The sequence below is a fragment of the Agreia bicolorata genome, assembly GCF_000938265.1.
GTDB lineage: Bacteria > Actinomycetota > Actinomycetes > Actinomycetales > Microbacteriaceae > Agreia > Agreia bicolorata.
Genome location: NZ_JYFC01000001.1, coordinates 62,323 through 74,954, shown reverse-complemented (window position 1 = coordinate 74,954; position 12,632 = coordinate 62,323). Strand labels below are relative to the sequence as shown.

11 protein-coding genes and 4 tRNA genes are annotated in these 12,632 nt (G+C 64.7%); 10 read left to right on the top strand and 5 right to left on the bottom strand.

Features of this window, described 5'->3' with window-relative positions:
• Nucleotides 1-90: 90 nt before the first annotated feature.
• A complete protein-coding gene (locus TZ00_RS00365; RefSeq protein ID WP_044438430.1) occupies nucleotides 91-1,365 on the top strand; it encodes an ammonium transporter in 1,275 nt (424 codons plus the stop codon).
• A gap of 86 nt (nucleotides 1,366-1,451) precedes the next feature.
• On the opposite strand, the gene TZ00_RS00360 is transcribed toward TZ00_RS00365, so the two are convergent.
• A complete protein-coding gene (locus tag TZ00_RS00360) occupies nucleotides 1,452-1,997 on the bottom strand; it encodes a Dps family protein (protein WP_044439210.1) in 546 nt (181 codons plus the stop codon).
• A 79-nt stretch (nucleotides 1,998-2,076) separates the two neighbouring features.
• Nucleotides 2,077-3,855 carry a glycoside hydrolase family 15 protein gene (locus tag TZ00_RS00355; RefSeq protein ID WP_044438429.1) on the bottom strand — a complete coding sequence of 593 codons (1,779 nt, stop codon included), beginning with the start codon at nucleotides 3,853-3,855 and terminating at the stop codon, nucleotides 2,077-2,079.
• A gap of 65 nt (nucleotides 3,856-3,920) precedes the next feature.
• Between TZ00_RS00355 and TZ00_RS00350 the strand changes: the two genes are divergently transcribed.
• Nucleotides 3,921-4,445, top strand: coding sequence for a type II toxin-antitoxin system PemK/MazF family toxin (locus TZ00_RS00350; protein WP_044438428.1), 525 nt, complete (start codon nucleotides 3,921-3,923; stop codon nucleotides 4,443-4,445).
• 9 nt (nucleotides 4,446-4,454) lie between these two features.
• On the opposite strand, the gene TZ00_RS00345 is transcribed toward TZ00_RS00350, so the two are convergent.
• Complete coding sequence (locus TZ00_RS00345) at nucleotides 4,455-5,891, bottom strand: MFS transporter (protein ID WP_044438426.1); 1,437 nt, start codon at nucleotides 5,889-5,891, stop codon at nucleotides 4,455-4,457.
• A complete protein-coding gene (locus TZ00_RS00340) occupies nucleotides 5,888-6,925 on the bottom strand; it encodes an LLM class flavin-dependent oxidoreductase (protein ID WP_044439209.1) in 1,038 nt (345 codons plus the stop codon). Before TZ00_RS00340 ends, TZ00_RS00345 begins: the two co-directional genes overlap by 4 nt.
• Nucleotides 6,926-7,045: 120 nt before the next feature.
• Here TZ00_RS00340 and TZ00_RS00335 point away from each other — a divergent pair, with 120 nt between their 5' ends.
• On the top strand, nucleotides 7,046-7,744 hold the full coding sequence (locus tag TZ00_RS00335; protein WP_052521169.1) for a lysoplasmalogenase: 699 nt from the start codon (nucleotides 7,046-7,048) through the stop codon (nucleotides 7,742-7,744).
• Between the two features lie 17 nt (nucleotides 7,745-7,761).
• On the opposite strand, the gene TZ00_RS00330 is transcribed toward TZ00_RS00335, so the two are convergent.
• Nucleotides 7,762-7,834: transfer RNA gene (locus TZ00_RS00330), tRNA-Val, on the bottom strand.
• Nucleotides 7,835-8,078: 244 nt separating this feature from the next.
• On the opposite strand from TZ00_RS00330, the gene TZ00_RS00325 reads away from it, so the two are divergent.
• From TZ00_RS00325 to pdxT, 7 genes are all read left to right on the top strand, one after another.
• Nucleotides 8,079-8,150, top strand: a tRNA-Gly gene (locus TZ00_RS00325).
• 53 nt (nucleotides 8,151-8,203) lie between these two features.
• A tRNA-Cys gene (locus TZ00_RS00320) sits at nucleotides 8,204-8,277 on the top strand.
• Nucleotides 8,278-8,324: 47 nt separating this feature from the next.
• Nucleotides 8,325-8,396, top strand: a tRNA-Val gene (locus TZ00_RS00315).
• A gap of 193 nt (nucleotides 8,397-8,589) precedes the next feature.
• Entirely contained in the window at nucleotides 8,590-10,512 is a 1,923-nt protein-coding gene (gene thrS / locus TZ00_RS00310) for a threonine--tRNA ligase (RefSeq protein WP_238579559.1), read from the top strand.
• Nucleotides 10,512-11,075, top strand: a complete 564-nt coding sequence (locus tag TZ00_RS00305; RefSeq protein WP_238579558.1) for an HIT family protein — start codon at nucleotides 10,512-10,514, stop codon at nucleotides 11,073-11,075. Before thrS ends, TZ00_RS00305 begins: the two co-directional genes overlap by 1 nt.
• 40 nt (nucleotides 11,076-11,115) lie before the next feature.
• Nucleotides 11,116-12,033 (top strand): pyridoxal 5'-phosphate synthase lyase subunit PdxS, encoded by a 918-nt coding sequence (pdxS, locus tag TZ00_RS00300; protein ID WP_044438422.1) that lies wholly within the window; start codon nucleotides 11,116-11,118, stop codon nucleotides 12,031-12,033.
• Entirely contained in the window at nucleotides 11,993-12,631 is a 639-nt protein-coding gene (gene pdxT / locus TZ00_RS00295; RefSeq protein WP_044438421.1) for a pyridoxal 5'-phosphate synthase glutaminase subunit PdxT, read from the top strand. The genes pdxS and pdxT overlap by 41 nt, the downstream gene beginning before the upstream one ends.
• Nucleotide 12,632: the final 1 nt, after the last annotated feature.

Sequence of the window (12,632 nt, the reverse complement as noted above, 5' to 3'; positions counted from 1 at the left end):
TGAGGCGCGCGCGCTGGTTTCCTTCTAACAGCACCCCCGTTCGTCATCATCTCTCGGTGCACCTTGCAACAACTAAGAGAGGTAATTTCAATGGACCAGGGCAATACCGCCTTTTTGCTCATAGCAGCAGCCCTCGTACTTCTGATGACGCCCGGACTTGCGTTCTTCTATGGAGGACTCGTCAAGGCCAAGAGCGTTATCAGCATGATGATGCTGAGCTTCGGAGCCATGGGGCTCATCGGCGTTCTCTGGGTTCTGTACGGATACGCCATCACGTTCTCGAACGCGGGAGTCGGCAACTTCGTCGGAATCGACGGCGTTCTCGGAATCGACCTCGACCAGCTCGGCCTGCAGGGTGCCTTCAATGAGGCCACGGGCGGCGACATCACGACGGCGTACCCGACTCTCGCGTTCGCGGCGTTCCAGGCGACGTTCGCGATCATCACCGTCGCCCTCATCTCCGGCGCCATCGCCGACCGGGCCAAGTTCGGTGCCTGGATGGTCTTCGCCGGTGTCTGGGCGACGGTCGTCTACTTCCCGGTCGCCAGCTGGGTCTTCAACTTCACGGTCACGGACGGCGCCGTCTCCGACGGCGGCTGGATCGCCTACACGATCGGAGCGAACGACTTCGCCGGTGGAACGGCCGTGCACATCAACGCCGGTGCAGCAGCGCTCGCCCTGGCTCTCGTTCTCGGCAAGCGCGTCAACTTCGCCAAGGGTGTACACAAGCCGCACAACCCGCCCTTCGTGCTCCTCGGTGCCGGCCTCCTGTGGTTCGGCTGGTTCGGCTTCAACGCGGGTAGCGAACTCGCGGCCGACGGCGTCGCAGCAGTCGCGTTCCTCAACACCATCGCCGCTCCTGCCGCCGGTATCCTCGGCTGGCTCGTCGTCGAGAAGATCAAGGACGGCAAGCCGACCTCGGTCGGTGCCGCATCGGGTGCCGTCGCCGGTCTGGTCGCCATCACCCCAGCGTGTAACATCTTGACGCCGTTCTGGGCGATCGTCTTGGGAATCCTGGTCGGCGCGGTCTGCGCCGTCGCCATCGACCTCAAGTTCAAGCTCGGCTTCGACGACTCGCTCGATGTCGTGGGCATCCACCTCGTCGGCGGCGTCATCGGAACGCTCTACATCGGTCTGCTCGGCAACAACGTCGGCCTCTTCTTCGGCTTCGGCGGCGAGCAGCTCGGCAAGCAGGCCATCGCGGCCTTCGCCGTTCTCATCTACTCGTTCGTGCTCTCGTACATCATCGGACTCATCATCGAGAAGACGATGGGCTTCCGGGTCAAGAACGAAGACGAGATCGCCGGCATCGACACGGTGGTTCACGGCGAAGAGGGCTACATCCTCCTCGAAGAGACCCGCTGACCTCTCCGCATCACTGACACAGCCAAGAACGGCGTGTCGCTCCCATCTGGGAGCGGCACGCCGTTCGTCGTCGTTACGGAGAAGGCCTAGGACTTCTTGGTGGCCGTGCGGTTCTCGGCCGAGACCATCCAGGCATACTGCTCGAGCTTCTCGATGATGCCGTGCAGGATGTCGGCGCTCGTCGGGTCGGCCTCGTCGACGTCGTCATGCACGTCGCGCATGGTTCCGACGACCGCCTCGATGCGAACGGTGATCAGGTCGACGGTCTCGGCCGTGTCGACCTCGCCGTTCGGGTACTCGGGCAGCGTGGTCGTCGCCGCGACGGTGTCGCTGCGCCCGTCTGGAACCGCATGCAGTGCCCGGAGACGCTCGGCGACCGTGTCGCTGAACTCCCGGGCGGCGTCGATGATCTCGTCGAGCTGCAGGTGAAGGTCGCGGAAGTTCTTGCCCACGACGTTCCAGTGCGCCTGCTTGCCCTGGAGGTGCAGCTCGATCAGATCGACCAGAACCTTCTGCAGGCTGTCGGTCAGGGCCTTCGAGGCCTTGAAACCCCGCTCCGCGTTCTGGCGCCGGGTGCTTTTGGCTCCCGCGTCGCTGGGGGCGGTTGTCGGGCGTTCGATTGTCGTTGTCATGGTCTCCACGATAGGCACCGCCGCAGGCATGGGTCAGCGGGTTGCGCCCGCACCTCAGTCGTGCTGAGATACGACTCCGTCAGTCGAGCCCGGCGAGCTCCTCGATCGTGATGGCGGCGTTCACCAGGGCGAGATGGCTCAGCGCCTGGGGCAGATTGCCGAGGAACGACAGGTCGTCGGGATCGATCATCTCCGAGAAGATTCCGACGTCGTTCGACAGTGCGATCATGGCCTCCATCTGGGCGACCGACTCCTCAGTTCGACCCACGCACGCGAGGGCGGATGCGAGCCAGAACGAGCAGGCCACGAAGGCGCCCTCCTCGGCCTCCGCGCCCGAGTAGCGGTAGAGCAGGGGCCCGCGGCCCAGCTCCTGATGCAGCGCGTCGATGGTGCTCGACATCCTGTCACCGCGATCGAATCCGCTCGGCCCGTGCAGCAGCACCGAGGCATCCAGCTCGTCCGATCCGGGGTACGCGACGTAGCTCTGCATATCCTCCGACCAGCAGTTCGCCTCGATCCATTCACGAATGTGCTCGCGTTCGGCACTCCACCGGGCCGAGTCTCCCGGGATCTGGCCTCTCTCGCACAGCTCGACCGCGGCATCCAGAGCCTGCCAGCAGCCCATCTTCGACGAGGTGTAGTGCTGCTCGTCCTCGAGCTCCCACATGCCCGCGTCGCGCTGCCGCCACGCGTCGCAGGCACGGTCGGCGACCGATGCGAGAAGCCTGCCCGTCTCGGCATCCAAAACGTTGCCGGCCGAGACGTACAGCCTCATAACGTCGAACAGGTCGCCGTAGACGCCCAGCTGCAACTGACCCCTCGCCGGGTTCCCCGTCACGACAGGGCCGGCGCCGTTCCATCCGGGGGCGTCGTGCTTCGTCACACCCGACGGCAACGAGCCGTCGAGCCGATAGAAGATGTGCAGCTCGGGGCCGTTCTGTCTGATGGTGGTGAGAAGCCACGCGACGGCGGCGTGGGTCTCCTCACGCAGCCCGAACCGGATGAGCGCGTGCAGCGTGTACGCGACGTCGCGTACCCAGGCGAAGCGGTAGTCCCAGTTCTTGCCGCCTCGCGGGTTCTCGGGCAGGGATGTCGTGCCCGCGGCCGCGATGGCACCCGTCGGGCTGTAGATGAGCAGTTTGAGGGCAAGTGCGCTCCTGTGCACGTCGAGAGACCACGGGCCGTCATAGCTGAACTCCCGCGACCAGAACTGCCAGTTCTCGATCGTGCGGTCTATCCCGCGGTCGACGTTGGACGCGTCTGGCAGGTGCAACGGTTCGTTCGAGGTTCCCACGACGGTGATCACGTGACGCGAGCCCTTCTCCGTGGTGAAGGAACCGGCGAACGCGGCGTCACCACCGCCGCGCGGACCGTGCTCGACGCCGCGCACGGCGATCGTCACCCCGTCGACTCGGATGACGGGCCCGTGCGTCGTGGCCTGCTTCCAGGGCGAGGCCGTCGAGAGGCACGTTCCCGGCGCCACCCGCCAACGGAACCGCACACTGCCGGACGTGCCGTCGACGCGCCGGGCGATCTCCGTCCACGGCAGCCTTCCGGCTATGCCCGTCACGAGAGCGTCGGTGAGAACGGCGACGCCCGACGCCGTGGTGAACGTGGTCTCGAGCACGTTGGTGCCGTCGATGTAGCGCCTCGACACGGTGAAGTCCTCGACCGGAGCCAGCTCGATGGCTCCGCCGTCGTGCGCGTCGAGCAGCCGGGCGAACACCGGCGTCGTGTCCATTCCCGGCACAGGCAGCCAGTCAACGCCGCCGTCCTCAGCGATGAGGGCGATCGTCCTGCCGTCTCCGATGACTCCGTAAGAACGGAGGGGGACTGTGCGTCCGGCGCGAATCTTCATCCGCCCTGTCTAGCAACCGCCCCCGACGAAACTCGGGGGCTTGACGACGCTGTACGCTCGGCCTCATGAGACTCCGGGCCCTGACGAAGATCGTGAGGAGCCTTTTCTCCGCGTTCCGCACGAGCAAGCCGGCTACGCCCGATTCACCGCAGGGCCGCGGTGTTGCCTGGTCTCCGGGGCAATCAGGAGCCGATGCCACGATCGAGGTGGGAATCGAGGCACTGGGGCGACGTCGCATCGTGTTCGACCCCAGGGTCGACGGCAAGCCGGATCCCGGAGAGGTCGTCTGGACGTGGGTGCCCTACGAGGAGAACGACGGACGCGGAAAGGATCGGCCCGTGCTGATCGTGGCGCGTGAATCGTCGAGGTCGGTCTTCGCCCTGCAACTCACCAGCAAGCCGCACGATCGCGATGCGCAACACTTCGTCTACGTCGGGCCGGGGCCATGGGACTCGCAGGGCCGCCCGAGCTGGGTGCGACTCGACAGGGTCTTCCGCGTCTTCGAATCAGGGATGCGACGCGAGGCGAGTTCGGTCAGTCGTGCGCAGTTCGCCGCAGTGACGTCGGCGCTGAAAGGCCGACGCCCGTAGACGAGCGGGCTACCGCGTCGTCTCCACGTGCTCGACATCCTCAACCCGGGCCTGCGGCATAGCCAGAGCGGCGGCACCGGTGAACAGAGCGCACACGAGCACGGCCGCGAAGACAGCCCCCGATGCGTTCGTCAGAACCGAGGGATCGCTCTCGCCCCTCGAACTGGCGGCGAAGATGCTGTTCGCGATCGCTCCGAATACGGCGACGCCGACGGCGCTGCCGATCGAACGGGAGAACAGGTTCGTGCCGGTCACGACGCCGCGCTCGTTCCACGGCACGCTCGACTGGGCCGCGATCAGACTCGGGGTCGCCACGAGACCGAGTCCGAGGCCCACCAGAAAGCAACTCACCGCGACCAGCAAGATGTTCGCACTCGGGTAGATCACGATCAGCGCACCCGCTCCGAGAATGGCGAGGCCGATGCCGATGAGCACGGTCACGCGAAAGCCCAGCCGAAGATAGAACCGACCTGACAGCGATGCAGAGATGGGCCATCCGATGGTGAGAGCGGCCAGAGCCAATCCCGCGAGGAGCGGGGACGCACCGGCGACACCTTCGAGGAACGTCGGCACGTACGAGGTCAGGCCGATGAGGATCGCCCCGACACCCAGCGAAATGAGCGTCGTTGTGATGAGCAGTCGACGGGAGAAGACCCAGAGGGGGAGTATCGGCTCGGCCGCACGCCGCTCGACCATAACGAAGACTGCGAGGAGCGCGCCGCCGACGGTGAACGCCACGATGCTCGGAACCGAATCCCACGTCCACGCCTGCCCGCCCTCCAGTACGGCGAGGATGACGAGGCTGAGCCCCGCCGTGAGAAGAACGGCTCCGGCGATGTCGAGCCGGTGTTTGCGTTTCTCGATCTTCTCGTGAAACCGGCCCACAAGCATCCACCCTGCGACGAGACAGAGCGGGATGTTGATAAAGAAGATCCAGCGCCATGACACGAACTCGGAGAACACCCCGCCGAGAGTCGGGCCCGCGACGGAGCTGATGGCCCAGACACTGGCCAGATAGCCCTGCACTTTGGCGCGCTCCGCGACCGAGTAGATGTCGCCGGCGATGGTGATCGCCATCGGCTGCACGGCGCCGGCGCCCAGCCCCTGCACCGCGCGGAACGCGATGAGTGCGGGCAGGCTCCACGCGAATCCGCAGAGAATTGACCCGAGCAGGAAGAGGCCCACACCGACGAGGATGATCGGTTTACGGCCCACCGTGTCGGAGAGCTTCGCGTAGAGAGGCACAGACACGGCCTGCGCGAGCAGATAGATCGAGAACAGCCACGGGAACTGGGCGAAGCCTCCCAGATCGTCGACGATCGACGGAACCGCCGTGGCGAGAATCGTCGCATCGATCGCCACGAGACCGGTCGTCACCATCAGGGCGATGAGAACGGGGCCACGCTGGGATCTGAAGCCGACCCCGCTCATATCGACGGCCGTCATTCGGCGAGCAATTCGCGAACGCGCGGAATGACCACGGTTCCGTAGAGCTCGATGCAGGTCATGAGCAGATCATGCGACAGGGGACCGGCGCTGTACTTGAGGTCGAAGCGGCTAGCACCGATCGCGCGCACGGTCGACGCGATCTTCTGGGCGACTGTTTCAGGCGATCCGACATACAGCGACCCGTGCGGGCCGGCTTCGCGGTCGAACTCCGATCGGGCCATGGGAGGCCAGCCGCGGTCGGCGCCGATGCGGTCGCGCATCTTCTTGTATTCGGGCCAGAACTCCTCGCGGGCCTGCTCATCGGTCGCTGCAACGTATCCGGGGGAGTGCACCCCGATCGGCAGTTCGGGGCTCTCGAGCTGCGCCAGGGCGCGCCTGTAGAGATCCGCATAGGGCGCGAACCGCACGGGGTCGCCGCCGATGATGGCGAGCATCAGGGGAAGCCCGTATCTCGCGGCACGCACTACCGACTCGGGACTTCCCCCGACGCCGATCCACGTCTTCAGGTTTCCGGATTCGGTGGTCGGGAACACGCGCTGGTCGACCAGCGCGGGCCGGGTGCTGCCCTGCCAGGTGACCGGCTTCTCGGTCAGCAGGCGAGTGAAGATGTCGAGCTTCTCTTCGAACAGCTCCTCATATTGGCTGAGCTCGTAGCCGAACAAGGGAAACGACTCGGTGAACGAGCCGCGACCGAGAATGACCTCGGCACGGCCGTTGGATGCCGCGTCCAGCGTGGCGAAGCGCTGGAAGACGCGCACGGGGTCGTCGGAGCTGAGAACCGTGACCGCAGAACCGAGTCGGATGCGCGACGTCTGGCCTGCGATCGCCGCGAGAGCGACATCCGGTGCGGAGATCGCGAAGTCGTCGCGGTGATGCTCGCCCAGACCGATGAAGTCGACTCCAACCTGATCGGCCAGCACGCCCTCCGCAATGACGTCTCGAATGACCTGAGCGTAGCTGCGAGGCGTGCCATCGGGATCAGCCGTGACATCTCCGAACGTGTCCAGTCCTAACTCGAGTTGCTGGGTCATGTCGATCTCCTCGTTCTCTGCGGCTTCCATGCAAATGTATCCGTTGGGGCAACGGACCCGTCGGGCCGGGTATTCCCCTGACGCTTCACCATCGGCTCGCCCCGTGCCACAGTGTGATGCATGATCGACGGTCGAGCACGGGTGAGCACCTCACGCCACCGCTGGGCGGTCGTTCTCTTTCTTATCCTGTCCGCCGCGCACCTCGTCGCTTTGGCAGCCGGCCTGCCGGAACTGGCCGGGTGGACGAAGCCTTTGCTGATGCCAGCACTGATGCTGGTCGCTCTCGTGGTGAGCGCACGACGCGGAGGCGCCGGCATCGTGCTCATTGTGGCCGCCCTGGCGTTCTCCTGGCTGGGCGACGTGCTGCTGTCCTCGCCGGGTGACGTCGGTTTTCTGCTGGGCCTTGCGGCTTTCTTCCTCGCCCACCTGGTATACCTCGTGGCATTCGCCTCGTCGTTCAGACGCCGGCCCGTTCCTTTGGCGGCATATCTCTATGTTCTTTGGTGGATTGCCTTTGTGCTTCTGCTGCAACCGTCGCTCGGCACACTGCTCGTGCCGGTGGCGGCCTACGGTCTCGTGCTCGGAGCATCCGGCGCCGCAGCCCTAGCGACGAACAGGCTGACGGCCATTGGCGCTCTGCTATTTGTCTGCTCCGACAGCCTGCTCGCGTGCCGCATCTTTCTGCCGGACTTCGAGCTCGTTCAGCAGGATCTGATCATCATGGCCCTGTATCTCGCAGGTCAGGGACTCATCGCGTGGGGCGCGGTTCGCGCGGCACGGTCGATGAACGAGAAAAGCCCCGAACAATCTCGCGATTGATCGGGGCTTTCGACGGGTGGGCGATACCGGACTCGAACCGATGACCTCTTCGGTGTGAACGAAGCGCGCTACCAACTGCGCCAATCGCCCGTCACGCGCCGCACGAAGCAGCGCGGATCGATCCTAGCCGACGTGACGCACGCATCGCACATCGACGAGAGGAATCGCGCCGACACGCCCGGGCTGCCCCGTCACATTCAGCGCCCGACTTCGGCCTGATCCCGGGCTTGAAAGCATCTCGGCCGACGATTCCAGGAACCTGAAAAGCGCTCGGTTTGGTCATGCCGCGATGTTTCGGCTAGAGTCTTCAACGCACGCCGAAAAGCGAGCAAATGCGGATGTGGCGCAGTGGTAGCGCATAACCTTGCCAAGGTTAGGGTCGCGAGTTCGAATCTCGTCATCCGCTCGAGTGAGAAGATTCACAAAGCACAGTCATGTGTCATGTGTAGCTCAATGAATGGTGGCGTGGCCGAGAGGCGAGGCAGCGGCCTGCAAAGCCGTCCACACGGGTTCAAATCCCGTCGCCACCTCCACTCAATAGGGTTTCACTCACCCGGTCTCTTACCGAGACACAACGAATGGGCGATTGGCGCAGCGGTAGCGCGCTTCCCTGACACGGAAGAGGTCACTGGTTCGATCCCAGTATCGCCCACAGAAGATGAAGCCCCCGGGAAACCGGGGGCTTTTGTCGTTCCCGGGCATCCGGCGCCCCACGCTCACGCCGCACGTCGCGGGATCGAGCTGCTCGTACCCGGCACTACAGTGGATAGGTCGGTGACATAACAAGGAGCGGGACAAAAGTGGTTGACGGATTCGAACTCTTTCCGGACCGGTCCATCGTGGCCATGAGGGTGAACGGCGAACTGCGCGACCTCGCCACGACGGTCGATGCAGGTGACAATGTCGAGTCTGTGACGATCGATTCGCCCGATGGTCTCAATATTCTCCGCCACTCCGCAGCCCACGTGCTCGCTCAGGCGGTGCAGACGATCAACCCCGAGGCGAAGCTGGGCATCGGCCCGCCCATCACCGACGGCTTCTATTACGACTTCGACGTCGCCGAGCCCTTCACTCCCGAGAACATCAAGGCCATCGAGAAGGCCATGGAGCGGATCATCCGCCAAGGTCAGCGATTCACCCGCCGCGTCGTCACCGACGAAGAGGCTCGCGCCGAACTGGCAGATGAGCCGTACAAGCTCGAGCTCATCGGACTCAAGGGCGCGCCCGAAGACGAGACGGCCGACGAGTCGGTCGAGGTCGGCGGAGCAGAGCTCACCATCTACGACAACGTCGACCCCAAGACGGGCGAGACTCTGTGGAAGGACCTCTGCCGCGGCCCGCATCTGCCGTCGACGCGACTCGTCGGAAACGGGTTCTCCATCACCCGGCTGGCCGCCGCCTACTGGCGCGGCTCCGAGAAGAACAAGCAGCTCCAGCGCATCTACGGAACCGCGTGGCCGACCAAGGACGAGCTGCGTGCGTACCAGGCTCGCCTCGAAGAGGCGGCGAAGCGCGACCACCGCAAGCTCGGCAACGAGCTCGACCTCTTCTCCTTTCCCGACGAGATCGGGTCCGGGCTCGCCGTCTTCCACCCCAAGGGCGGCATCATCCGACGTGAGATGGAGGACTACTCGCGTCGCAAGCACGAAGAGGAGGGGTACGACTTCGTCTACACCCCCCACATCACCAAGGCGCACCTCTTCGAGCAGTCCGGCCACCTCGGCTGGTACGCCGACGGCATGTTCCCCCCGATGCACCTCGACGAGGGCCGCAACGAGGAAGGCGAGATCACTCGCCAGGGTGCCGACTACTACCTCAAGCCCATGAACTGCCCGATGCACATCCTCGTGTATCGGTCGTCGGGTCGGTCGTATCGGGATCTTCCACTTCGCCTGTTCGAGTTCGGCACCGTCTACCGCAACGAGAAGTCAGGCGTGGTGCACGGCCTCACGCGAGTGCGCGGGCTCACGATGGACGACGCACATATCTTCACCTCCCGCGAGAACATGAAGGAAGAGCTGACCAAGACGCTCAACTTCATTCTGGCTCTCCTGCGCGACTACGGGCTGACCGATTTCTACCTCGAGCTGTCGACCAAAGATCCTGAGAAGTACGTCGGCGACGACGACGTCTGGGAAGAAGCGACCTCGACCCTGGCCGAGGTCGCCGCCGAGTCCGGCCTCGAGCTCGTGCCCGACCCCGGGGGAGCCGCGTTCTACGGTCCCAAGATCTCGGTGCAGGCGCGCGACGCGATCGGCCGTACGTGGCAGATGTCGACCGTTCAGCTCGACTTCAACCTGCCCGAGCGGTTCGAGTTGGAGTACACGGCGTCGGACGGCACGAAACAGCGCCCGGTCATGATTCACCGAGCTCTCTTCGGCTCGATCGAGCGCTTCTTCGGCGTGCTCACCGAACACTACGCCGGCGCCTTCCCTGTCTGGCTTGCGCCCGTTCAGGTCGTGGGCATCCCGATCGCCGAACAGTACGAGGACTATCTCGCCGAGGTCGTGTCAACCCTGAAGAAGCAGGGTGTGCGAGCCGAGCTCGATGTCTCCGCCGACCGCATGCAGAAGAAGATCCGCAACCACACGCTGCAGAAGGTTCCCTTCCTGCTCATCGCAGGAGAAGAGGATCGCGCTCAGGGATCGGTGAGCTTCCGCTTCCGCGACGGTACACAGGAGAACGGCGTGCCGATCGACGAAGCCGTCGCCCGCATCCGAGCAGCCATCGATTCGCGTCTGCAGGTCACCAGCCAGGGCCAGGCGTGATTCCCGCTGACCAGGAGTTCCCCGCAGTGCCGATAGAGGACTCCGGTGATTTCGCGGCGGTTCCGGATGCGTACCAGCGGCTCTGGACGCCGCACCGGATGGTCTACATCGAGAACGGCCCGGTGAACGGTGACGACACCTGCCCGTTCTGTCGGGCGCCGCAGTTGAGCGACGAGGAAGCCCTCATCGTTCATCGAGGCAAGCACGCCTACGTGTTGCTGAACCTGTTTCCGTACAACAGTGGACATCTCCTCGTCTGCCCCTACCGCCATGTCTCGCTCTACGACGATGCCACGGAGGCCGAGGTGGTGGAGATCGCTGCCCTCACGCAGACCGCGATGCGGGTCGTGCGTGAGACATCCCAGTGCCACGGCTTCAATATCGGCATGAATCAGGGCAGAGTCGCGGGTGCGGGAATCGCGGATCACCTGCACCAGCACGTCGTTCCCCGATGGTCTCAGGACGCCAATTTCTTCCCGATCATCGCCCAGACGAAAGCACTTCCACAGCTGCTCGGAGACGTTCGCACGTCGATCGCCGCCGCATGGCCCGAGTCAGTCTAGACACCACACACCCGAGTAGAATCGGGTTCGAGAGGACACAATGAGCACCCTAGAAACACCTTCCCAGACCGGCCGTACCGAGCACGGATCGAGCCGCGTCAAGCGCGGTCTCGCCGAGATGCTGAAGGGCGGCGTGATCATGGACGTCGTCAACGCCGAGCAGGCGAAGATCGCCGAAGAAGCGGGCGCCGTCGCTGTCATGGCGCTGGAGCGCGTTCCCGCCGACATCCGATCGCAGGGCGGCGTCGCGCGTATGAGCGACCCCGACCTCATCGACGGCATCATCGGCGCCGTCTCCATCCCGGTCATGGCGAAGGCGCGCATCGGCCACTTCGTGGAAGCGCAGGTTCTCCAGGTTCTCGGCGTCGACTACATCGACGAGTCCGAGGTTCTGAGCCCCGCCGACTACGTCAACCACATCGACAAGTGGAAGTTCCAGGTTCCCTTCGTGTGCGGCGCCACCAACCTCGGTGAAGCTCTGCGCCGCATCAACGAGGGCGCGGCGATGATCCGCTCCAAGGGTGAGGCCGGAACCGGAGACGTGTCCGAGGCCACCAAGCACATCCGCAAGATCAAATCGGAGATCGCCGCACTGTCGTCGATGTCGAAAGACGAGCTCTACGTCGCCGCGAAGGAACTGCAGGCTCCGTACGACCTCGTTGTGGAGATCGCCGAGACCGGAACTCTTCCGGTGGTGCTGTTCACGGCAGGCGGCGTGGCTACCCCCGCCGACGCGGCGATGATGATGCAGCTCGGAGCCGACGGCGTGTTCGTGGGTTCGGGCATCTTCAAGTCGGGCAACCCGGCCGAACGTGCCGCCGCGATCGTCAAGGCGACCACCTTCTTCGATGACCCGTCGGTCGTCGCCGAGGTCTCGCGTGGTCTCGGTGAGGCGATGGTCGGAATCAACGTGTCGGATGTCGCCGCTCCCCACCGCCTCGCAGAGCGTGGCTGGTAGTCGCGGCAACGCCCCGCGCGTCGGCGTGCTCGCCCTGCAGGGCGATTTTCGAGAGCATCTTCGAGTTCTGACCTCGCTCGGGGCGGATGCCGTATCGGTACGCCGCCCCGAGGAGATCGCAGATATCGACGGCCTCGTCATTCCGGGCGGCGAATCGAGCGTTATGGACAAGCTTTCGCGGGCGTTCGGACTCGCGGAGCCACTCCGGGCGGCGATCGCGGACGGTCTGCCTGTGTACGGCACCTGCGCCGGCCTCATCATGTTGGCCGACGGCGTGCTCGACGCGATCGCGGGCCAGCAGACCCTCGGGGGGCTTTCCATCTCTGTGAGACGGAATGCCTTCGGCAATCAGCTTGATTCGTTCGAAACAGATCTCGCCGTGCCGGTACTTGGGGATCCGCCCGTGCACGCCGTATTCATCCGCGCGCCGGTCGTCGAGTCAGTCGGCGACGGCGTCACGGTACTCGCGCACCTCGACGACGGGCGCGTCGTCGCAGTCGAGTCGCAGAACCTTCTCGGTACCGCATTCCACCCGGAGGTCACCGGCGACGTGCGATTCCACGAGTACTTCCTCGACAAGGTCCGCGCCTCTCGCTAGC

Excerpts from the sequence above, each read along its gene's own strand:
- TZ00_RS00335 (WP_052521169.1), top strand. The coding sequence starts at position 7,046 with ATGATCGACGGTCGAGCACGGGTGAGCACCTCACGCCACCGCTGGGCG.
- TZ00_RS00355 (WP_044438429.1), bottom strand. The coding sequence starts at position 3,855 with ATGAAGATTCGCGCCGGACGCACAGTCCCCCTCCGTTCTTACGGAGTC.
- TZ00_RS00345 (WP_044438426.1), bottom strand. The coding sequence starts at position 5,891 with ATGACGGCCGTCGATATGAGCGGGGTCGGCTTCAGATCCCAGCGTGGC.
- TZ00_RS00340 (WP_044439209.1), bottom strand. The coding sequence starts at position 6,925 with ATGACCCAGCAACTCGAGTTAGGACTGGACACGTTCGGAGATGTCACG.
- TZ00_RS00365 (WP_044438430.1), top strand. The coding sequence starts at position 91 with ATGGACCAGGGCAATACCGCCTTTTTGCTCATAGCAGCAGCCCTCGTA.
- TZ00_RS00350 (WP_044438428.1), top strand. The coding sequence starts at position 3,921 with ATGAGACTCCGGGCCCTGACGAAGATCGTGAGGAGCCTTTTCTCCGCG.
- thrS (WP_238579559.1), top strand. The coding sequence starts at position 8,590 with ATGAGGGTGAACGGCGAACTGCGCGACCTCGCCACGACGGTCGATGCA.
- pdxS (WP_044438422.1), top strand. The coding sequence starts at position 11,116 with ATGAGCACCCTAGAAACACCTTCCCAGACCGGCCGTACCGAGCACGGA.
- TZ00_RS00360 (WP_044439210.1), bottom strand. The coding sequence starts at position 1,997 with ATGACAACGACAATCGAACGCCCGACAACCGCCCCCAGCGACGCGGGA.
- pdxT (WP_044438421.1), top strand. The coding sequence starts at position 11,993 with ATGTCGCCGCTCCCCACCGCCTCGCAGAGCGTGGCTGGTAGTCGCGGC.